The organism is Pseudomonas sp. N2-3-1-14 (assembly GCF_041228395.1).
GTDB lineage: Bacteria > Pseudomonadota > Gammaproteobacteria > Pseudomonadales > Pseudomonadaceae > Aquipseudomonas.
Genome location: NZ_CP166199.1, coordinates 4,187,029 through 4,204,030 on the forward strand (window position 1 = coordinate 4,187,029; position 17,002 = coordinate 4,204,030).

Annotated in this window: 25 protein-coding genes, 1 tRNA gene and 2 pseudogenes; 21 read left to right on the forward strand and 7 right to left on the reverse strand. The window is 57.5% G+C overall.

Annotated features, from left to right (window positions below; genetic code table 11):
- Window positions 1-43 precede the first annotated feature (43 nt).
- Complete coding sequence (locus AB5I78_RS19235) at window positions 44-658, reverse strand: hypothetical protein (RefSeq protein WP_369301059.1); 615 nt, start codon at window positions 656-658, stop codon at window positions 44-46.
- Window positions 659-708: 50 nt separating this feature from the next.
- On the reverse strand, window positions 709-906 hold the full coding sequence (locus AB5I78_RS19240) for a Cro/CI family transcriptional regulator (protein ID WP_369301440.1): 198 nt from the start codon (window positions 904-906) through the stop codon (window positions 709-711).
- 115 nt (window positions 907-1,021) lie between these two features.
- Between AB5I78_RS19240 and AB5I78_RS19245 the strand changes: the two genes are divergently transcribed.
- The 13 genes and pseudogenes from AB5I78_RS19245 to AB5I78_RS19305 all read left to right on the forward strand — a co-directional run bounded on the left by AB5I78_RS19245 (window position 1,022) and on the right by AB5I78_RS19305 (window position 8,524).
- Window positions 1,022-1,834, forward strand: a complete 813-nt coding sequence (locus AB5I78_RS19245; RefSeq protein WP_369301060.1) for a helix-turn-helix transcriptional regulator — start codon at window positions 1,022-1,024, stop codon at window positions 1,832-1,834.
- A pseudogene (locus AB5I78_RS19250) lies at window positions 1,831-2,048 on the forward strand (hypothetical protein). Before AB5I78_RS19245 ends, AB5I78_RS19250 begins: the two are co-directional and overlap by 4 nt.
- 113 nt (window positions 2,049-2,161) lie before the next feature.
- Window positions 2,162-3,079: a hypothetical protein gene (locus AB5I78_RS19255; protein WP_056861762.1), complete on the forward strand. Its 918-nt coding sequence runs from the start codon at window positions 2,162-2,164 to the stop codon at window positions 3,077-3,079.
- A gap of 392 nt (window positions 3,080-3,471) precedes the next feature.
- A complete protein-coding gene (locus AB5I78_RS19260; RefSeq protein ID WP_369301061.1) occupies window positions 3,472-3,615 on the forward strand; it encodes a hypothetical protein in 144 nt (47 codons plus the stop codon).
- A 514-nt stretch (window positions 3,616-4,129) separates the two neighbouring features.
- Complete coding sequence (locus AB5I78_RS19265; protein ID WP_369301063.1) at window positions 4,130-4,366, forward strand: DUF1654 domain-containing protein; 237 nt, start codon at window positions 4,130-4,132, stop codon at window positions 4,364-4,366.
- Between the two features lie 762 nt (window positions 4,367-5,128).
- A complete protein-coding gene (locus AB5I78_RS19270; protein ID WP_369301065.1) occupies window positions 5,129-5,566 on the forward strand; it encodes a hypothetical protein in 438 nt (145 codons plus the stop codon).
- On the forward strand, window positions 5,563-5,754 hold the full coding sequence (locus AB5I78_RS19275) for a hypothetical protein (RefSeq protein WP_145163824.1): 192 nt from the start codon (window positions 5,563-5,565) through the stop codon (window positions 5,752-5,754). Before AB5I78_RS19270 ends, AB5I78_RS19275 begins: the two co-directional genes overlap by 4 nt.
- Window positions 5,751-5,945 (forward strand): hypothetical protein, encoded by a 195-nt coding sequence (locus tag AB5I78_RS19280; RefSeq protein ID WP_145163822.1) that lies wholly within the window; start codon window positions 5,751-5,753, stop codon window positions 5,943-5,945. The genes AB5I78_RS19275 and AB5I78_RS19280 overlap by 4 nt, the downstream gene beginning before the upstream one ends.
- 153 nt (window positions 5,946-6,098) lie before the next feature.
- Window positions 6,099-6,836: a hypothetical protein gene (locus AB5I78_RS19285; protein WP_145163820.1), complete on the forward strand. Its 738-nt coding sequence runs from the start codon at window positions 6,099-6,101 to the stop codon at window positions 6,834-6,836.
- A complete protein-coding gene (locus AB5I78_RS19290) occupies window positions 6,833-7,396 on the forward strand; it encodes a siphovirus Gp157 family protein (RefSeq protein ID WP_145163819.1) in 564 nt (187 codons plus the stop codon). Before AB5I78_RS19285 ends, AB5I78_RS19290 begins: the two co-directional genes overlap by 4 nt.
- Window positions 7,397-7,403: 7 nt before the next feature.
- Window positions 7,404-7,649: a hypothetical protein gene (locus tag AB5I78_RS19295; protein WP_145163817.1), complete on the forward strand. Its 246-nt coding sequence runs from the start codon at window positions 7,404-7,406 to the stop codon at window positions 7,647-7,649.
- Window positions 7,646-8,116 (forward strand): hypothetical protein, encoded by a 471-nt coding sequence (locus tag AB5I78_RS19300; RefSeq protein ID WP_369301066.1) that lies wholly within the window; start codon window positions 7,646-7,648, stop codon window positions 8,114-8,116. Before AB5I78_RS19295 ends, AB5I78_RS19300 begins: the two co-directional genes overlap by 4 nt.
- Before the next feature lie 69 nt (window positions 8,117-8,185).
- Window positions 8,186-8,524: a hypothetical protein gene (locus tag AB5I78_RS19305; RefSeq protein WP_369301068.1), complete on the forward strand. Its 339-nt coding sequence runs from the start codon at window positions 8,186-8,188 to the stop codon at window positions 8,522-8,524.
- Here the strand turns inward: AB5I78_RS19305 and AB5I78_RS19310 are convergent.
- Window positions 8,513-8,755, reverse strand: coding sequence for a hypothetical protein (locus AB5I78_RS19310; RefSeq protein WP_369301069.1), 243 nt, complete (start codon window positions 8,753-8,755; stop codon window positions 8,513-8,515). The genes AB5I78_RS19305 and AB5I78_RS19310 overlap by 12 nt on opposite strands.
- Before the next feature lie 120 nt (window positions 8,756-8,875).
- Here AB5I78_RS19310 and AB5I78_RS19315 point away from each other — a divergent pair, with 120 nt between their 5' ends.
- Window positions 8,876-9,436: a hypothetical protein gene (locus AB5I78_RS19315; RefSeq protein ID WP_369301070.1), complete on the forward strand. Its 561-nt coding sequence runs from the start codon at window positions 8,876-8,878 to the stop codon at window positions 9,434-9,436.
- Between the two features lies 1 nt (window position 9,437).
- On the opposite strand, the gene AB5I78_RS19320 is transcribed toward AB5I78_RS19315, so the two are convergent.
- Entirely contained in the window at window positions 9,438-9,629 is a 192-nt protein-coding gene (locus tag AB5I78_RS19320; RefSeq protein WP_369301071.1) for a hypothetical protein, read from the reverse strand.
- 99 nt (window positions 9,630-9,728) lie between these two features.
- Window positions 9,729-10,286 carry a hypothetical protein gene (locus AB5I78_RS19325; protein WP_369301072.1) on the reverse strand — a complete coding sequence of 186 codons (558 nt, stop codon included), beginning with the start codon at window positions 10,284-10,286 and terminating at the stop codon, window positions 9,729-9,731.
- Between the two features lie 47 nt (window positions 10,287-10,333).
- On the opposite strand from AB5I78_RS19325, the gene AB5I78_RS19330 reads away from it, so the two are divergent.
- Window positions 10,334-12,364: a DNA cytosine methyltransferase gene (locus tag AB5I78_RS19330; RefSeq protein WP_369301073.1), complete on the forward strand. Its 2,031-nt coding sequence runs from the start codon at window positions 10,334-10,336 to the stop codon at window positions 12,362-12,364.
- 379 nt (window positions 12,365-12,743) lie between these two features.
- Here the strand turns inward: AB5I78_RS19330 and AB5I78_RS19335 are convergent, their stop codons facing one another.
- Entirely contained in the window at window positions 12,744-13,058 is a 315-nt protein-coding gene (locus AB5I78_RS19335) for a hypothetical protein (protein WP_242199513.1), read from the reverse strand.
- 151 nt (window positions 13,059-13,209) lie between these two features.
- Between AB5I78_RS19335 and AB5I78_RS19340 the strand changes: the two genes are divergently transcribed.
- The 6 genes and pseudogenes from AB5I78_RS19340 to AB5I78_RS19365 all read left to right on the forward strand — a co-directional run bounded on the left by AB5I78_RS19340 (window position 13,210) and on the right by AB5I78_RS19365 (window position 16,736).
- Entirely contained in the window at window positions 13,210-13,458 is a 249-nt protein-coding gene (locus AB5I78_RS19340) for a hypothetical protein (RefSeq protein WP_242199511.1), read from the forward strand.
- A gap of 49 nt (window positions 13,459-13,507) precedes the next feature.
- Window positions 13,508-14,601: pseudogene (locus AB5I78_RS19345) on the forward strand (site-specific DNA-methyltransferase).
- 49 nt (window positions 14,602-14,650) lie between these two features.
- On the forward strand, window positions 14,651-15,109 hold the full coding sequence (locus AB5I78_RS19350; protein WP_369301075.1) for a hypothetical protein: 459 nt from the start codon (window positions 14,651-14,653) through the stop codon (window positions 15,107-15,109).
- Window positions 15,110-15,145: 36 nt separating this feature from the next.
- The gene (locus tag AB5I78_RS19355) at window positions 15,146-15,364 is read left to right on the forward strand and encodes a hypothetical protein (protein WP_369301076.1); all 219 of its coding nucleotides are present in this window, start codon (window positions 15,146-15,148) and stop codon (window positions 15,362-15,364) included.
- Between the two features lie 2 nt (window positions 15,365-15,366).
- Window positions 15,367-15,600, forward strand: coding sequence for a hypothetical protein (locus AB5I78_RS19360; protein WP_105525176.1), 234 nt, complete (start codon window positions 15,367-15,369; stop codon window positions 15,598-15,600).
- On the forward strand, window positions 15,600-16,736 hold the full coding sequence (locus AB5I78_RS19365; protein ID WP_369301078.1) for a tyrosine-type recombinase/integrase: 1,137 nt from the start codon (window positions 15,600-15,602) through the stop codon (window positions 16,734-16,736). The genes AB5I78_RS19360 and AB5I78_RS19365 overlap by 1 nt, the downstream gene beginning before the upstream one ends.
- A gap of 109 nt (window positions 16,737-16,845) precedes the next feature.
- On the opposite strand, the gene AB5I78_RS19370 is transcribed toward AB5I78_RS19365, so the two are convergent.
- Window positions 16,846-16,922: transfer RNA gene (locus AB5I78_RS19370), tRNA-Val, on the reverse strand.
- Between the last annotated feature and the right edge of the window lie 80 nt (window positions 16,923-17,002).

Below are 17,002 nucleotides of genomic sequence, written 5' to 3' on the forward strand. Positions count from 1 at the left end.
AGAAAAAGCCGACCTCTAACGTTGGCTTTTTTGTGCCTGCTAGTCAGGCTATGGATTTCAGTGGCCGAGCCGCCGCGAGCAGTTGCTCAGCTCTACGCCCCAACTCCCCCGCCTTCGCTTCAACCTGACGGCACTGCTTGGCGAACGCTGGCAAGTGCGGAAGGTCCAGTTCGCACATCACTTGGTCATCAAAAACTTCGCTGCCGGTATCGATCACATCGCCCAGCGCGCGGATCAGCGCACCGAAGCTTTTGTTCGCACATTGGTCGCTGGTCATCTGGCGGGCGCCGGTCAGGCCGTGGCGGCTTGCAAGCTCGTTTACGCAGTGGTCGCGGAATTCGGGTTCAAGGGCGTTGACCCAGGACTCTTCCAGCCACGACGGCATTTCCTGATCGCCAGACAGCCAGCGCTGAACACGCTTGAGCCAGCGACCGGTAGCCTTCACAAACTCATTTACGTCGGCGGTCAGTTCCGCAGAGTTGAAGTCAGGAACGTCTTTCTTCTGGGCGCGCTCCGGGATCGACAGGTGCAACTCGCGACTCAACGCCTGGGCGAAGTCGTCCTGGCTCAGGCTGGTGCGTGCGATCTGGTTTGCAGCGTGGGCGACCAGCACCTGATCACGGGTTTGTACGGTGTGTCTAGAACTGGACGTTTTCATGAGGCCTGCCCTCTTCTAACCTGGCTTCAATGGAGCGGCGGACAGAGACGTCAGGCGGCTGTCTTACGTGCGGGAATAGGGCGTATCTCATTTGCCTGGATCGACCCGTCGTCCATCAGCGTGATCGAGATATCCCGACTAGAGTGATACATCTGAGATACGGCGCTTTGCTGGATACCCAGAGCCTTGGCGAGATCGCTCTGGGTTCCGTGCGATGACAGGTATTCCCCGAGGGATACAGTCTTCATCATCTGAGTCTCCGGTTGAGTTGCAGCCATATTAGCACTGCTGTTTTAAACTAAACAAGGAAAGGATTAGCAGTGCTGTTTGCAGAAATATCAGCGCTGCTACTTAATCACTCGCATGACCAAGCCCATTCGAACCCCTCTTAACCAAGAGCAGCTAAATGATGCCGCTCGCCTAAAAGACGCGTACCGCAACGCGGTTAAGGCGTCGAAGGATAAAGGCGAAAGCCCGGCACTCAACCAATTTGAAGTTGGCGCAAGGTGTGGCTGGAGCTCACCGCAGAGCACTGTAAGCCAGTACCTTAATGGAAAGGTCGCACTCAACTTGGACGCCCTCATCAAGCTGGCAGAGGTATTCGGCGTCAAACCTTGGGATATAAGTCCATCACTTGCAGACGGTATCAGGCGCGCCGCTGGCGAAACGGCAGTCCACATGCACAGTGGTAGGGATCTAGCCGCAAATAGCCCCTTTCCTGCCGGCAGTGATATCGAAGCAGCGGAAGAAAAATACGCCCACGTACCGCAGTACAGCGCCAAGGCGGCTGCCGGCATCGGACATGAGAATCCGCACGTCGAGTCAATAGCCACTCTCGCGTTCAAGCGCGACTGGCTGCGAACCAAAGGTGTGAAGCCAGAGAGTTTGATCGTGATTTATGCCGACGGCGATAGTATGTGGCCAACGATCAATGACCATGACGTCCTGCTGCTTGATACCTCTAAAACCGAGCCTGTCGATGGTCAGGTGTTCGTTCTCACTAGTGCGGACAAAGGCTCGATCGTTAAACGAGTCGTGAAGACACCGCTCGGCGGCTGGATCCTCAGAAGCGATAACGATGACTGTGATGACTACGCCGATATTGTGCTTGTCCGCAGTGAAGTGAATGAGCACCGCATCATCGGCAAGGTTATCTGGAGAGGTGGAGACCTGTGAATCTCACCAAGCCAAACCAAGACCTAAAGCACGACCTACAAGCATCGCCTCCGACCTCAAGTGGTCAGCCGTAGAGCTAATGAGAATTGTGGAGCGGCTGACGCTTGCCGGCAATGAGGCGGGTACCCAAGCCGTGCTGAAGATGTGCACGGTGCTTTTTGCGGACGAGGATCGGCTGGCCGGGTATGCGGACGAGGTGAAGGCGGCCAGATAAATCGAAGCAAGCCTGAATAGGCGCATAGTTTGGCGCGGAGGGATGCTGTAGCCTCTCGCTTTCGGACGGGCAGCCATAGTCTTAAATAGACAGAATCACGCACGGAAGCAACAATGGAAGACATGAGCAAAGCATCGCTACAAGTCGTTTATGACGGGCCCGCGCTTCAATCGCACGAGATGGAGGTGCGTGATCTTGCGCCCGCCCTTCTGGCTCTCGGGGAGCTTTTCGAAGAGGCAAACGCCACGCTCAACGATGGCCGAACCAAGCTCTCCGTCAGCGTCAAAGGATCATTTAAAACTGGCAGTTTTGGAATTGATCTTGGCGTAACGCAGAGTCTGATTCAGCAAGCCCAGGATCTTTTTGCCGGTAGCCCGGTTACCGCAGCGGCGAATCTGATCGCCCTGCTCGGCTTTACGAGCCTAACAACGAGGGGTGTTTTTCAGCTCATCAAGTGGGTTCGCAATCGAGATATCACAAAAGTTGAAATCCTTAGCGATGGCGTTGTCAGGGTTTTCTGCGATCAGGAGCATTTCGACACCGAGGAAAAGGTCTTAGCGCTGTTCCGAAATTGGAAGCTACGCAAGGCTTTCCAAGACGTAGTGCACAAACCGCTCCAGCGGCCGGGAGTTGATTACTTCGCCGTTCGCGAGCCTGATGGCGATTTCGTAGCGGCATCAGAAACGGAAGCCGAAAACTTCATCGCTCCCGAGCAGGAAGAGGAGCGACTTGATGAGAGTGAGCGAGTGGCCAGCCTTCAGTTGGTGAACATCGCCTTTCGCGACGAAAATAAATGGAGATTCCACGATGGCGCGTCCACGTTCTACGCATCAATTGTTGATCCAAGTTTCCTTTCGATGATTGAGAGTGGCGATCTGCGATTTGGCAAGGGAGATATCTTAAGGGTTCGCCTAAAGGAAATTAAAACCCTTGTGGGCGATCAGTTGAAGGCCGAGCACCAAGTTTTGGAAGTGCTTGACCATCGCCGCTCTGGCACTCAGCTAAAGCTTCCAATTCAACACCCCGATTGAATCAAGCCCGGCCCAGCGCCGGGCTTCTTGTATCTACTCTACCCTGGCCCGCCCATACATTGCGCAGTACTGCAAAGCAATGCTCCCGCGTGCTGCACCAGCCTTCTCCACTCATCGCTAGTTATGAGGTCCGCTCGCTCCATTGCGTCAGCCCGCCTCAGCAATTCGAAATATTTAAACTCTGCGTCCATTCGACTTGCAGCCAACGCACATAGCTCGCGCCAAGCTGTGAGGGCTAATTTTCGCTGCTCCTCTCTCATAGGAAACCCGCCATCGACATTCCGGATATGCGTCAGATTACAGGCGTCAATAGCGTGATGCTGCTAAAGGCGACCAATGGTGGCCGTACGCCATGATTGGCAAAGTGTCGGCTCTATTACGGGAGGGATTCAATGCGTTTGAAAAACTGCACTCCGCTTGCTGCTTTGACCATGGCCTTGGCTGGCTACGCCGCATCGCAACAGAGAACTCCAGTCGCACAGGTCGCTGCAGGTCCTGCCAAGGCGCCGCATGTGTTCAAGGCTATTGATTTCTAATATGACCCAAATTCACCTGAGGCCGTCAACTTCTCTAGGCAACTGGATCTTCCTGCATGGCAGTGCGACCTGGAGACGACCACTAGCAATGCTATGGTTTGATATGCGAGCGCTCAAACTATAGCCGTATACAACAACTCGCTTAGCGCATGCTTCAAGCACGCTAGGGCACAGGGTGATGAAGCAGTTAATCGCCTAAAGGCCGCCAAAGTACCGGCCACACAGGCCGAACTGAGCAAGGACCTATACCCAAAGTGGTCGGCCTACATGGTCACCATGAGTGCCTATCGCACTACGGACCAACAAGCCAAATCCGCGTACCAGGCCGCGAAAGAAGCTCTCGCGACAGAGGTGAAGTTTTCTAACTGACCTTTAGCCGAAGCATCCAAGCCTGCCAAGTGCGTGCTTTTTTATGCTTCGCACCGACAGGAGTACATCCGTACTCTTAAAGCTTGCCCTTCCTACGGGCATGAAATACTGTTTATGCATACAGCCAAACAGCGGAGCGTCATCTATGGCAAAGCACAAATCTCAAGCACCAAAAGAACCGTCGACCTATGAATTGCTCGGCATGCGCGTACAGCGAGCGGTCAATGCGACCAAGGCGCAGGCATCCAAATCTGCGCTCTTGGAGCGCTCCACAAATGACGATCCGGCTGATTGGGACCGCGTGCTGGACGAAATAGCGGAAAACGATAACGTGACCATCGCCCATCGGGATGACGGATTAATTCAGCTGCTATGGACGTAACCTGGAGAAGACTGAGCCTGCCCTCAATAGAGCCCGCACTTGCTGCGGGCTTTTTCATGTTCGCGCAAAATACATTAGCAGTGCTGTTTACTTTAATTATCAGCAGTGCTAATTTATCTTCACCGAGTCACCCAACAGCGACTCGCCAGGGCCTTGCAGCCCAACGCTCTTTAGCGAAACCCCTCGCCGGATCACCGCCGGCCCAGATTCAAAGGCAGCGATGAACCGGCCTAAACGGTTCAGAGGGTTGGCAACTGACCCGGGCGTGCAGCGTAAAGCGCCAAGTACAGTTATCCAGCGGGAGAACAAACCGAAAGGCCCGCGGCTGGAAGAACATTTGATTCAAGCCGGTGACCGACGCCAGTAGCGGGTCACGGCCAGCTCCAAAAGATTTGAATTAGCGATCCCAATAGCCTCGGCTGGGAACGCCGGACCTCATGCACCCTGCCCACCTAACCGGGCAAACGAGCTGCAGCGTGCTTGTTGTAGGGACCTGTGATCCAAGGCGAATAGATGCTGATTGACGCCCTGAGGAGGAAGCTCACCGCCAACCTACGAAGATGAAAGGCCAGCCCTGCAATCAGCAGCGGGCAACGAGCCACACCGCTGACGCAACAAACCCAGGCCGTCGCCAGTAGCGGGCCTGGGCCCCCTTCCCCACCTCTATTACGTCAGCACTCCTCCCCCGCGCCCATCGGCAACCAGCGGGAGGCATGAGTGTTGACGAATACAGGTGAACAACCCGCCACCTTGGAGGCGACCATGAACGCAGCATTGAATATTTGCCAGGAGCGTTACGACGCTCAGTTGCCTCCAGAGGTCAGCGAGAGCAACGAGGTGGCTGACTGGCTTGAGCATTCGGCGGAGCGCTTGGTGTGCGGCGTCGACATCAACTGGAAACGGCGCTTCGGCCAGCCGCAGGTCGTAACGTTCGACCGGTTCTGCACGGTCCTGCAAGGCCACCTTAACCAACGCCAGATCGACGGCTTGGACCAGCGTGATTCGTTTGCCCGCCTGCTGCTGTCGGCGATGCTTGGCAGCCAGAGCGACGCACGGTCCCACGCCGCGGACCTGCTGGGCCAGCAACGGCCAATTGAAGCAATCGAGAAGATCGCTGTAGCGCTGCTGAGGCCGTATGCCGAAGACGCAGTAGCTGCGGAAAGGGAAGAGCGCGAAGACGACGTGGATGCCGATGTATGAGCCCGCACATCTTGATCGACGAAGCGCTGGAGGCGCTTGAACACCCAAGCTGCGAGCCCGGCTCCCAAGCCGTCGTGGCACGGATGATCACCAACATGCTTACCGGCGACGCGATCACCGTCGAAGAATTCAACCACTACTGCCAGCGCCTGCTGAAGATCACCAGGCAGCGCAAGGAGGCCGCATGACCACCGCACCGGTTAAATCGCTGATTGATGAGCAGCTTGAAGACGTTGAGTCAAAGCTGATCATGCTGGGCTTCGGCCTCCCCTTCAATGAAGTGATCGGCCAGCCGCGTGAGCGTGCTGTGGCCACCTTGCCGAAGCGCCTGGCGGCGACCATGAAGGGCGGTCGAATTGCGGTGAGGGTTCGGCCGTGACCACCCGCCAGCGCACCCGGCGTCTGCTCATCTGGCGCGGCTCCTTCTCTGCCCTCGCAGTCTTCACCCTCCTGATGTTGCTCAGCGCTCTCGCTGATCGGATCACCTCCTAAACACTTACAGCGCCCCTCTCCGGCGGCGCGGAGACCAATCATGTCCGAACAGAACATGCATATCTGGAACAAGGTCGATAAGACCGACACCAGGTTCACCAAGAAAGCCAAGGTCAACGGCCAGGACATCACCAGCTTGAGCGGTACCGCGATGGCCATGAAGGCCACCGAGCTGTTTGGTCCGGTCGGCATCGGCTGGGGCTGGAGGATTGTCGAAGAGCGCTTCGATGAGGGTCATGAAATCTTCATCGGAGAAGGCGACAAGCGCGCATGCATAGGTCGCGAGATTGGTCACACAGTCAAAATCGCGCTCTGGTTCATGCAGGACAGCCAGCGTGGCGAGATCGAGCAATACGGCTGCACTCGGTACCAGTACAAAACTACCTACGGCATGATCACTGACGGCGAAGCGCCAAAAAAATCGCTCACCGACGCCATCAAGAAATCGCTTTCGATGCTTGGGTTCAGCGCCGATGTGTTCCTCGGGCTGTTCGATGACGACGCGTACGTCACTCAACTCAAAGAAGAGGAAGCGATCGCAAATGCCGACGACAAGGACGCTGAAATTCTTCGGCAGAAGCAGGAGCGCGTGGACTGGCTCGCCTCAGCAGTTGAGACCATCGGGAAGGCCCTCACTACGTACGAACTGAAAACCTTGAACGTGAAATACATCCGCGAAGCTACTCGCCGCAATGAACCAGCCTTCATCGCCCGCATCACTCGCGCATTCGAAGAACGCAAAGCCAGCCTTGAGAAAGGCAAGGAGGCAGCAGCATGACTCAACTGTACGCACTCACCGGCAAACTCGCCGAACTCCAAGCCATGGCCGACACCGATGATGAAGGCCTTAAAGAGGCTTTGCAGCACGCGATGGACGAAGTCCAGGGCGACTTCAACGACAAGGCCGACAACATCGTTATGTTGCGCCGCAATATCGAAAGCGACGTGACGGCCATCGAAAACGAAATCGAGCGCCTGGCCGAACTCAAGCGGATCAAGTCCAACAGTGTGTCGCAGATCAGCGACTATCTGCGGCGCAACATGGAAGCCGCCAACATCAAGTCGATCAAGCGTCCGCTCTTCACCATCACACTGGCCATGGGCAGCGAACGGGTGATCGTGGATAACGAAGATGCAGTGCCGGACGAACTGACCACTGTGAAGTCGAGCATTGCTCCGGACAAAAAAGCCATTGCCGCCAAGCTCAAGGAGATCCGCGAACATAACGAAGCGGTGCGCAAGCGCATGGCAGCCGGTGAAGACGCTGAACACGAACTTCTACCCGAACCTACCTGGGCTCACTTGGAGCGCGGCGACAGTTCGATCCGAATCAAGTGAGGTCGCCATGTACGTCAGCAACCACCTCAACCTGTTTGAGCAGCACCGCAAGGACGCCTACTCAATATCGGAGCGCACGGCGGAGTTCTTGGCCGCTGGCGGGACAGTCGCGCAGTTGCCAAGCCCGCCACGCAAACCACTGCCACCGCCCCGCTCCACCAAGATCGATCCCGAAACCATCCTCAAGCGCCGCAAGCCGTCTATCACAGCGGCAGAACGTAAGGCGCTGCGCAAACTCGCGGTGGCACTATGAGCAAGCGCAAACCGCATAACCTGCATACACGCATAGCCCGATCGTGCCGCTCGCTGCTGGCATCCAATCACGTCGCAGTGGTCAACATCGACCCCAGCGGCCGCCAGGGCATGATCAATTACAAGTCACTGAAGAACATCGCGCCGGGGAAGATTGGCCAGGCCGTCTGCGGTATCCCCCACCGATGGACGATCTACCTCAGCGCCCTCTGCATCGACGCCCGCGGCGACCGGTACAGCAAGTCGGTGGAGGTGGCGCCCGATGGCGTCTACCTCTCCGACCACCTGGAAGACGTGATCGAGCATTGCTACAAGAAGCTGCGCGACGAGGCCAATCAAAGCCAGATGGTGGCTTCGGGCTGGATCGCTATCCCCGACACCTTGTCGCTGGACGAGGAACACGCCGCGCGGATCTTCGAAGCCGTCGGCGCCTGGCACCAGGTAAAGGTCGATTCATGCGCCGCATAGCCCGCATCCAGCAACGCAAACGTCAAACCTGGCTCGCACTGCCGGCCAGCGGAATAGAAGAGGTAGGCCATGGCCAAGACTGTGCAGGAGCGATCGGCAAAAACTGCCAGGAAGCGCGTGGCGAATGCCGAAGAGGAGTTGAGGCTAAGGGTTCGCCCAGGCACGCGCCAGGCGCTGGCCGACCTGATGGAGTGGTCAGGCATTACTGAGCAGGGCGAGGCGATGACGCTGATGATTCATCACCTGCACGCGATGGGTTCAGCGAAGTGCCAGCCTCTACTGAACCCGCCGCGCCACGAAATCGAGATATCTCAAAACGTGGCGCGGGAATTCAGAAATAAAAGCCTGCTCGCCATCCAGAAAGACCCGGGCGACGAGATCATAGAGCCGCACAATTCAGGCGTTTAGCGTTTCAATGTATCTACGTCCCATTGAGTAGCCATGCTCGAAAGCCTCATCAAGGGCGGCTTGCGGCTCATGAGATGCAAGAAGCTCAGTCTCGGGTAAACCATCCTTCGATACCTGGTATTGAACCGTGAATTTTCCTGCGGTTTTCTCGGACGGAAAATGGACCATAACGAGTATTTCGTGATTGTTGAATTTGAAGTCGCGAGTCTCGCTGCTGACTATATCGTTCATCGCTGCACCTGCTTTACGAGGAAAGATCAGACCTTAATCGGTTTTCTCTTCTTCTTGTATACCCCCACCCTACTCGCTGCATCCGGTAACCGGAGGGCAGCGCCTGACTGGAGATAATCCATGAGCAACTACATGTACAAGACCACTGCCCCGGCCGTGCTTGCCGCGGTAATCGCCTGGGAAGCAAAACGCAAAGAGTGGGACGCCCAGCGCGCCAAGCTTGGCGAGGTGTTTGGTGGTGCGGCATCACCGATGCGGTCAGGCAACCGGAGCTACGTCGGCGGCGTGAAACTCAGTGATAGCCGCGAGCTGGACGTGCACTGGTGCCGTCCCGACCAGTACGACTACCGCGCTCTGCGCTCTAGCGCCAAGCCGGCGAAAGGAACGCAAAAGGAAGCCCGCGCCGCCCAGGTCGCCGAGCATGAGCGCCTGTCTGCCCTGTGGAAGGAGCATTGCCCTGGCAGCATCGACATGGACGAATCCTGGGAGGCGATCGGCCTGAACCCGGGCGCACTGTGGATGTGCGGCGGTGTGTTCTTCGAGCTGGATGGGGTTGTGTACCTGAACCTCGGCCTCAGGCTTGAGGATGGACACGAGAACATCGAGGGCGCCGCCGAGATCCTCGGCAGCGAGTTTGAAGCGGCGCGGCAGCAAGCACTGCATCTGCGCAAGGCGGCTTGACTTAGGCGGGGAAAAGCTCGGACAAAGGAAGCACGCCAACAACTGCTTGGCAGTTCAAATCAGCGCACACAACCATGCCGATTGCTAACGGCGTTCTTGCAACGTAACTGTTAGCGACAGCAACGAAGTCCACACCGGAACACTTCGGGCAAGATGGCTTGAATTCATCGTCCCGCATTTGTTGGATATTCATCTGTTTCTCTCCTTGATCCGGCTCCACGCCGGTCACCCGTAATACCGCAACCCAAACCAGATTACCACCATGCGGTAACAGCCTTCTGAGATCAGTCGCTCATTTAAATACCCGGAGAAGAAATCGCTCGATTCGGTCATTTAAGGAGGGTTTTGGCGCTAGCAGGGACTGAAGCTTATTAACAGCCTCAGTGATCTCTGCCTGGTAACCATGAACAGGACTTATGGTGAGCTCCGGCTTCTCGATCACCTCGAAAACCTGATTGAACTCATTGAGTACACCTTCGACGGCATGGCGAACGGATGAAATATGACCGCAAACTTCTGCGTCTGCACCTGAATCAGCTTCAAAGGATCGAAGGGGAAAAAGCGCCTGGTTCAGGCTAGATATGACTACGGATTGCAAGCTCTTCGTCTGTAGGCCCTTACTCCAAGTATCCAAAGCTTGAATCACTCTGACTCTACAATTTTCGGCGATCAAGATGGCGCGGGCAGTAGCATTCTTTCGAGCTTGTCGCTCAACGTGCAATCGGTATCGGGACTCCCTTCCGGATAGCCAGATCGCAACCAAGATTGCTGCAATAGCTCCAAACGCCTGAACCCATGACGCCAGTCCTGGATGACTCTCGATCCAACGAAAAACGACTTCCCAGCTCATAACCCACTCCCCTGTAGATCCCGGAACTATACCGGCGAGGATCCCCTATGCCCGCACAACAGAAGAAACACCCCTTCGATTTCAAAACCCAATACGGACTCGGCTTCAACCCTCAGGACGATGAAATTGTTGTCGACTTCTTCTGCGGCGGCGGCGGTGCCGGTACCGGGCTGGAGATTGGTCTGGGCCGCGCTGTGAACGTGGCGAAGAACCACAGCCCGCAAGCGATCAGCATGCACACCATGAACCACCCAGGCGCACAGCACTTCACCACCGACGTGTTCGAGGGTGACCCTGACACCGAGTGCGGCGGCAAGCCTGTCGGCTGGTTCCACATGTCACCGGACTGCACGCACTTTACCCAGGCCTCAGCCGGCCAGCCGCGGAAACGTGAGATCCGCAGCCTGTCGTGGATCGGCTTGAAATGGGGTGGCAAGAAACGCCCACGCGTCATCAGCCTGGAAAACGTGAAGCAGATTCTGCAATGGGGTCCGTTAATCTCCAAGCGCTGCAAAATCACTGGCCGCGTAGTGAAGCTCGACGGGACAGTTGCCTTGCCTGGCGAGCGCGTACCAGTTCAGCATCAGTACTTGGTACCCGATCCAAAGAAACGGGGACGCACCTGGCGCCGATTCGTCGCCCTGCTGGAAGGCATGGGCTATGTCATTGAATGGAAGGTGATCAAGGCGTGCGACTTCGGCGCGCCGACCAGCCGAGAACGCCTGTTTATGATCGCCCGGTGCGACGGCCAGCCAATCGTGTGGCCGGAGCCGACCCACGCCAAGAACCCTGCCAAAGGCCAGCAGAAGTGGAAAACAGCCGCCGACTGCATCGACTTCACCGACCTGGGCAAAAGCATCTTCGGCCGCAAGAAAGACCTGGCTCCGGCCACGCTGCGCCGAGTTGCCAAGGGCATGAAGAAGTTTGTCATCGACAGCGCGTCGCCGTTCATTGTGCCGATTGCCAACTGGTCCGGCGAGGCAGTGCAGTCAGCCGATGAGCCGCTGCGCACAATCACCTCCTACCCAAAGGGAGGCGCTTTCAGCGTGGTGAGCCCAATCATCGCACCGGCAACGCACCAGGGCGGCGACCGAATCAACGACCCACTCGAACCGCTGCCGACAGCGACCTGCGCGAACCGCGGCGAGCTGACGCTGATCAGCCCACTGATGGTTGGGGCCGGTGGCCCGGAGTATTCGGGCAAGCCGGTGGGCACGCTGATGACGCAGAATCACCGCGCGCTGGCTTCCGCCTGCATCGTCCAGGCCGGGCACGGGGAAGGCTCTGGCACAAACAAACGCCGCTCCCATGGGGTGAACGACATCTGCGGCCCGGTCGGCACTATCACTGCAAGCGGCGGCGGCCAAGCCGTCAGCGCGGCGGTGATGATCCAAGCCAACGGTGGATTAAATACCACGCACGCCAAGGGCATGCACGAACCCATGACCACGGTGACCAACACCGGCAGCCAGCAGCAGCTGGCCGTGGCAAACCTTGTGCACATGCGCGGCAACTGCGATGCGCGGGACGTGAACGACCCGTTGCACACCATCAGCGCCGGCGGCCAGCACCACGGGTTGGTCAGCGCATTCATGGAGCGGGCATTCGGCGGCAGCATTGGCCAGGGCCTGGAAGAGCTGGCGCCGACCATCACAGCCGGCGGCGGTGGCAAGAGCTCGCTGGTGTCGTTCACGTTATCGCCTGAGCACGAAGCCGGTGCCCTTCGCGTCGCCGCCTTCCTGATCAGCTACTACGGCACCGAGAACATCAGCGCATGCGACTCGCCGGCGCCGACGATAACCACCAAGGACCGCTTGGCCATAGTCACCGTGATGGTCAAGGGAACGCCCTATGTGATCGTCGACATCTGCCTGCGGATGCTGAAGCCGTCCGAGCTGTACAAGGCACAGGGCTTTCCCGCCGACTACATCATCAGCCACGGTGCCGATGGTAAGCCGTTAACCAAAACTCAGCAGGTGCACATGTGTGGCAACAGCGTCAGCCCGCCGCCGATGGCCGCGCTGGCACTGGCCAACGATCCATGGCGCGCCGCCGAGAGACAATCCGAAGCAGCATAGGAGTACATCCGTACTCCTCTCGCGAAACCTGCATATTTCAGGAGAGCACCTGCTGACTAATGGCGACTGTCCGAAGCTGCTGGAACAGCCCTGAGGAAATGTCTCCACGCTTCATAGGCGTAATGATGCTTCTGAGCAGACTCCAGCCACTCAGGCCCGGTCATCTGCCCAGCCGACACCAACATCATCATTTTGCTAGTGGCAGCATCGAGTTCTACGAGCAACTCGTGGTATTTGAATCGAACGTCTTCCATCCCGCTTTCCTCAGAGGCTCATCCAAGTGGGACTCATAACGAATCTGATTCATTTTGGATCCAAAAGAGTAACAAGTCAGTCGCTCGAAAGATTCACATCAGTTGATAAGCGGTTGAATTCGAAGCTAGAACGACCTTTGACGTCGCTCTTTTGGGGGAGAAGCAAGGTTGGGTACGGACTGCGAAACTCTCTCGCGAGCAAAATCCAAGCCCCAGACCAGAGCCTGGGACATCGTCTGCCCAGGGCGATCAAGAAAACTATCTTCAAAAATCATCATTCCAGTCTGTCCGTAAATACCAACGAATAACTGGGTCTGATTGGTCTTTGACAGTCGGACTTGGATGTTCAGCAAGATGCCAGATGGAAGTCGCTCATCGTGATTGCGGCAATGCAATTCAGGATCGGCCCAATTCCAGTAGATCTGACCGCGGGTACGCATGGTCCGGCCTCATTAGATGTGTGTCGCTCAAGATTACACCAATGCCGGTGGATAGATACGTGTGGCGCCGAAGGTTCCGCACATCCGACCAATGGTCATTAATTAACCCCTCCCCTTCACAGTCAGCCGCTATAGCGGCAAGGACAAAGTCATGCCTGAAGAAAGTGAATCAAGCCTGCGTCAGCGCATCACCACGTACATGAGCGGCGCCGGCGGATCCCGCGATAGCTGGTTCTGCACCTGGTGGTTTCGGTTCCACATCGAGCCATTCACCACCAAGCAGGTCCGCCGCGAACTGGAGCTGATGAAGCGCGAAGGCTTGGTCGAGTCGGACCACGGCCAGAGCAACAACACCAAATGGCGGCTCACCAAATACAAACCTGACGAGGTGACGCCATGATCGCCACCCTCTGGTTCGCCTACGTCTTCATCTACAAGGGGCCAAGGCCATGAAACAGCATCGCGTTTTGATCGGCGACTGCATTGAGTCGATGCGCACGCTGCAGGACCAGTCAATACACACCTGTGTTACATCGCCGCCCTACTTCGGTCTTCGGGACTACGGCATGGCCGGGCAGATCGGCCTGGAAGAAACTCCTGCTGAATTTATCGCGCGTCTGGTGGAGGTCTTTCGCGAAGTGCGCAGGGTTTTGCGTAATGACGGAACGCTATGGGTAAACATGGGCGATACGTATGCATCAATCGCCGGGGTTACGCACCTGGTGGTTCCGCTGGCAAACACGACATGGTCTCTCAGGCTACGCGCGGTGCGGTATTACGCGGCAAGCGCCGAGCTCCACCGACGGGTCTGAAGCAAAAAGACCTGATGGGCGTGCCCTGGCGACTCGCCTTCGCCCTTCAAGATGATGGCTGGTACCTGCGTCAGGACATCATCTGGCATAAACCGAACCCCATGCCTGAATCCACCAAGGACCGGTGCACAAAGTCGCATGAGTACCTGTTTCTCCTGAGCAAGTCACCACGTTATTACTACGACCAGGATGCGATCAAGGAACCTGCAGCGCTCAGCTCTATAGTGCGAATGGCGCAGGATCTCGAGCAACAGCGCGGGAGTGATCGCGTGCCCGGAAAAGCGAATGGGCCAATGAAAGCTGTGCGTAGCAAGCGGGATAGTTTCAAGCGCGATGAATCAAAGCGAGAGCAGCCCATCCCTGGGCAGTCGCTGGGAACGCACCGGCCAGATCGAGAGGAAAGTGCCTAGCCCTTGGACACTCGAAACAAGCGCAGTGTGTGGACGGTGCCGACGCAAGGTTTTAAGGGTGCGCACTTCGCGACCTTCCCCCCGGACCTGATCAGGCCTTGCGTCCTAGCTGGCGCGCCACTCGGTGGCGTCGTGCTTGACCCTTTTGGCGGTGCCGGCACTACGGCGGTGGTCGCCATGCAGGAAGGTCGCAAATCGATCCTGTGCGAACTGAACCCGGAATATGCCGCAATGGCTGAACGCCGGATCGCAGCAGCCTGGCTCGACGGCGCGGCACAGATGGATGTCTTTCGCGACACCGCGCAACACCCAGCAGCCTAACCCCAATCCCCCTACATGCCTGCCGGTGAGCGGCGGGCGAGGTATTCCTATGTCAGCAGTTCAGCGATTCCACGAAGCAGCCAACGACGCCCTGGTCAAACTCAGCGAGTACTGCCTACCAGGCGCCAAGCTTGCCCTGGTCATTGTCACCCCAGGCGAGCCGGAGCGAGACATCATCCTGGAAGACCAGGGCATTGATAGAAACGACGTGGTCAGCGCGCTGCGCCGGCGTGGCCTCAGCATCGACGGCGACAACACCTACAAGCGCGATCTTTGCGACACGATCGTCGGTGCACTGGCTCTGGGAGCCCAAAACACCAACCCGCCGCCGGCGGATCACTGGGCGCAGCAGTTCTGGGAGATCGGCCGAGAAGAGCGATCTATGACCGAGGAACTGGTCGAGGTGCTCAAGGGGGTTCAGAAGCGCTGCGAAGGCATGGGATATGTCGGGGTTGACGGCCAATACCTGAAAGTCGTCCGGGCAGCCATTACCAAAGCCACCCAATAACCAACCTTCTGCCGCCCAGCGCGGCAAGGACACCACATGTTCGCAATAAAACTCACCCTGCTGATGCTGGGCGTTCTGCCCTACGTGTCAGCCACGGCCTGCTGGTTCTTTTGGATCGGCCCCTGCCTGCTCATGGATGGCGAGTCGGCAAATATCCTCGGCGCCTTTGCAGGCACCTGCATCTGGCTGCTGATCACTTTCGGCATGGTCATCCACGTCATCAAGACAGCGCGGCCCACGGTGGGCGGGAGGTAGCTATGGCAAAGGTCCTGGCGCAAATTACGGTCAAGCTGCCGCGCCTCATGGAGGCAGGCGAATACAGGAAGTTGCGGTACGTCGGAGGAAAGCCGAGCCTGCAGCAGTTGAAAAAATGGATCGAGGAAGGCGAAGTGATCGGAGAGGTTAAAGGCGGGATGTATTTCGTCGATGTGCAGGCGGCGGTCATGGGATCGAATGACCCGCTGCTGGCCAAGATGCTGGAGCTCGGGTGATGGCTGCCCGGCCCCGCACGCTGCAAAACAGAAAACTTCCGCCGAACCTTTACCCGAACGGGAAGTATTGGCGGTACCGCAACCCGGTCACTGGTGTGATGACCAGTATCAACCGCCCACTGGAGGATGCAATCAAGCTGGCCCGGGCGGCAAACCTCAAGTTCGCCGAGCTGGTCGTCGATGATGGTTCGCTGCTGGCGGTGCTGACGGGCGACCGCCTACCAATCGTGAGCAACCTGCTTACGCGATTCGAGGATGAGTGGTTGCCGGACCGATCATACGCCGCGCGCACCCTCGAGGAGATCAAGTTCAAGCTCGAGCGGTACCGGCAGGATTTGGGCGACCGACTGATAGGTCAGCTCGATGTGCTGGCCATGGCCGAGTACCTGGACAACTTCAACAACAACGCCTACACAAAGCATCGCGGGCTGTGGGTGCAGATCTTCGCCTTTGCGGTAGCGAAGGGCTTGGCCGAACGTAACAACGCCGAGCTGACCCTGGTGAAGAAAGAGGCCGAAAAGAAGCGGCAGCGCCACACGCTCGACGGTTTGAAGTTGATCATCGAGGCGGTGACCACGCCGCCCTGGCTGAAGCGGGCAATCCGCCTGGCCCTGGCCAGCCTCCAGCGCCGGGACGACATTGTCACCTGGCTAAAGTCGGCGGCCGACATGGAAAATAACACGCTGACCGTCTCTCCCGGAAAGACCCAGGGTTATGAGAACCCTGTGCACCTAAAAATCACCATGGGTACCGCGCTGCGGGAGGTGGTCGGGGAATGCCTGCGGTCGCCGCTCGCATCGCCGTACTTGATCCACTACAAGCCCAAGGCCCGCCGGCGGGAACAGATCGACGCCAAGGACCACTGGACATCCGTGACCCCGGACTACCTGACCAAGGAGTTCAGCAAGGCCAGGGACGCCGCACACGCCTACGACCATGTGCCGGCCGGCGAGCGCCCCACTTTTCACGAGATCCGCGCACTGGGCGCGTGGCTGTACGAGCAGCAGAAATTCCCACAGGAGTACATCCAGGCGCTCATGGGTCACGCGGACGAGAAGATGACGAAGCATTATCAGGAGGGGCACGACGAAAAGAAGATCGAGTACCTGGAGGTGGGCGCCGAATTGGCGTTCTAAGGTGGGAGTTTTGCAAAAGTTTTGCAAAAGTTTTGCAAATCGCAGACAACAAAAAAGGGCCCACCTTTCGGTGAGCCCTTCTAGACCGCCCAGCAGAGCGGATTTTGTTTGGTAGGCGCGATTGGACTCGAACCAACGACCCCCACCATGTCAAGGTGGTGCTCTAACCAACTGAGCTACGTGCCTGCTGTGAGGCGGCATTCTACGGAATTCCGGAGGGGTGTCAACATCTTTTTTGCAGCTAACCCTATGAATATGCGAATTAT

Coding starts and splice junctions, on each gene's coding strand:
- AB5I78_RS19235 (WP_369301059.1), bottom strand. CDS start 658: ATGAAAACGTCCAGTTCTAGACACACCGTACAAACCCGTGATCAGGTG.
- AB5I78_RS19275 (WP_145163824.1), top strand. CDS start 5,563: ATGAGCCCGCACATCTTGATCGACGAAGCGCTGGAGGCGCTTGAACAC.
- AB5I78_RS19330 (WP_369301073.1), top strand. CDS start 10,334: ATGCCCGCACAACAGAAGAAACACCCCTTCGATTTCAAAACCCAATAC.
- AB5I78_RS19255 (WP_056861762.1), top strand. CDS start 2,162: ATGGAAGACATGAGCAAAGCATCGCTACAAGTCGTTTATGACGGGCCC.
- AB5I78_RS19240 (WP_369301440.1), bottom strand. CDS start 906: ATGAAGACTGTATCCCTCGGGGAATACCTGTCATCGCACGGAACCCAG.
- AB5I78_RS19295 (WP_145163817.1), top strand. CDS start 7,404: ATGTACGTCAGCAACCACCTCAACCTGTTTGAGCAGCACCGCAAGGAC.
- AB5I78_RS19360 (WP_105525176.1), top strand. CDS start 15,367: ATGGCAAAGGTCCTGGCGCAAATTACGGTCAAGCTGCCGCGCCTCATG.
- AB5I78_RS19260 (WP_369301061.1), top strand. CDS start 3,472: ATGCGTTTGAAAAACTGCACTCCGCTTGCTGCTTTGACCATGGCCTTG.
- AB5I78_RS19270 (WP_369301065.1), top strand. CDS start 5,129: ATGAACGCAGCATTGAATATTTGCCAGGAGCGTTACGACGCTCAGTTG.
- AB5I78_RS19320 (WP_369301071.1), bottom strand. CDS start 9,629: ATGAATATCCAACAAATGCGGGACGATGAATTCAAGCCATCTTGCCCG.
- AB5I78_RS19280 (WP_145163822.1), top strand. CDS start 5,751: ATGACCACCGCACCGGTTAAATCGCTGATTGATGAGCAGCTTGAAGAC.
- AB5I78_RS19300 (WP_369301066.1), top strand. CDS start 7,646: ATGAGCAAGCGCAAACCGCATAACCTGCATACACGCATAGCCCGATCG.
- AB5I78_RS19310 (WP_369301069.1), bottom strand. CDS start 8,755: ATGAACGATATAGTCAGCAGCGAGACTCGCGACTTCAAATTCAACAAT.
- AB5I78_RS19350 (WP_369301075.1), top strand. CDS start 14,651: ATGTCAGCAGTTCAGCGATTCCACGAAGCAGCCAACGACGCCCTGGTC.
- AB5I78_RS19355 (WP_369301076.1), top strand. CDS start 15,146: ATGTTCGCAATAAAACTCACCCTGCTGATGCTGGGCGTTCTGCCCTAC.
- AB5I78_RS19325 (WP_369301072.1), bottom strand. CDS start 10,286: ATGAGCTGGGAAGTCGTTTTTCGTTGGATCGAGAGTCATCCAGGACTG.
- AB5I78_RS19265 (WP_369301063.1), top strand. CDS start 4,130: ATGGCAAAGCACAAATCTCAAGCACCAAAAGAACCGTCGACCTATGAA.
- AB5I78_RS19315 (WP_369301070.1), top strand. CDS start 8,876: ATGAGCAACTACATGTACAAGACCACTGCCCCGGCCGTGCTTGCCGCG.
- AB5I78_RS19245 (WP_369301060.1), top strand. CDS start 1,022: ATGACCAAGCCCATTCGAACCCCTCTTAACCAAGAGCAGCTAAATGAT.
- AB5I78_RS19285 (WP_145163820.1), top strand. CDS start 6,099: ATGTCCGAACAGAACATGCATATCTGGAACAAGGTCGATAAGACCGAC.
- AB5I78_RS19365 (WP_369301078.1), top strand. CDS start 15,600: ATGGCTGCCCGGCCCCGCACGCTGCAAAACAGAAAACTTCCGCCGAAC.
- AB5I78_RS19305 (WP_369301068.1), top strand. CDS start 8,186: ATGGCCAAGACTGTGCAGGAGCGATCGGCAAAAACTGCCAGGAAGCGC.
- AB5I78_RS19340 (WP_242199511.1), top strand. CDS start 13,210: ATGCCTGAAGAAAGTGAATCAAGCCTGCGTCAGCGCATCACCACGTAC.
- AB5I78_RS19290 (WP_145163819.1), top strand. CDS start 6,833: ATGACTCAACTGTACGCACTCACCGGCAAACTCGCCGAACTCCAAGCC.
- AB5I78_RS19335 (WP_242199513.1), bottom strand. CDS start 13,058: ATGCGTACCCGCGGTCAGATCTACTGGAATTGGGCCGATCCTGAATTG.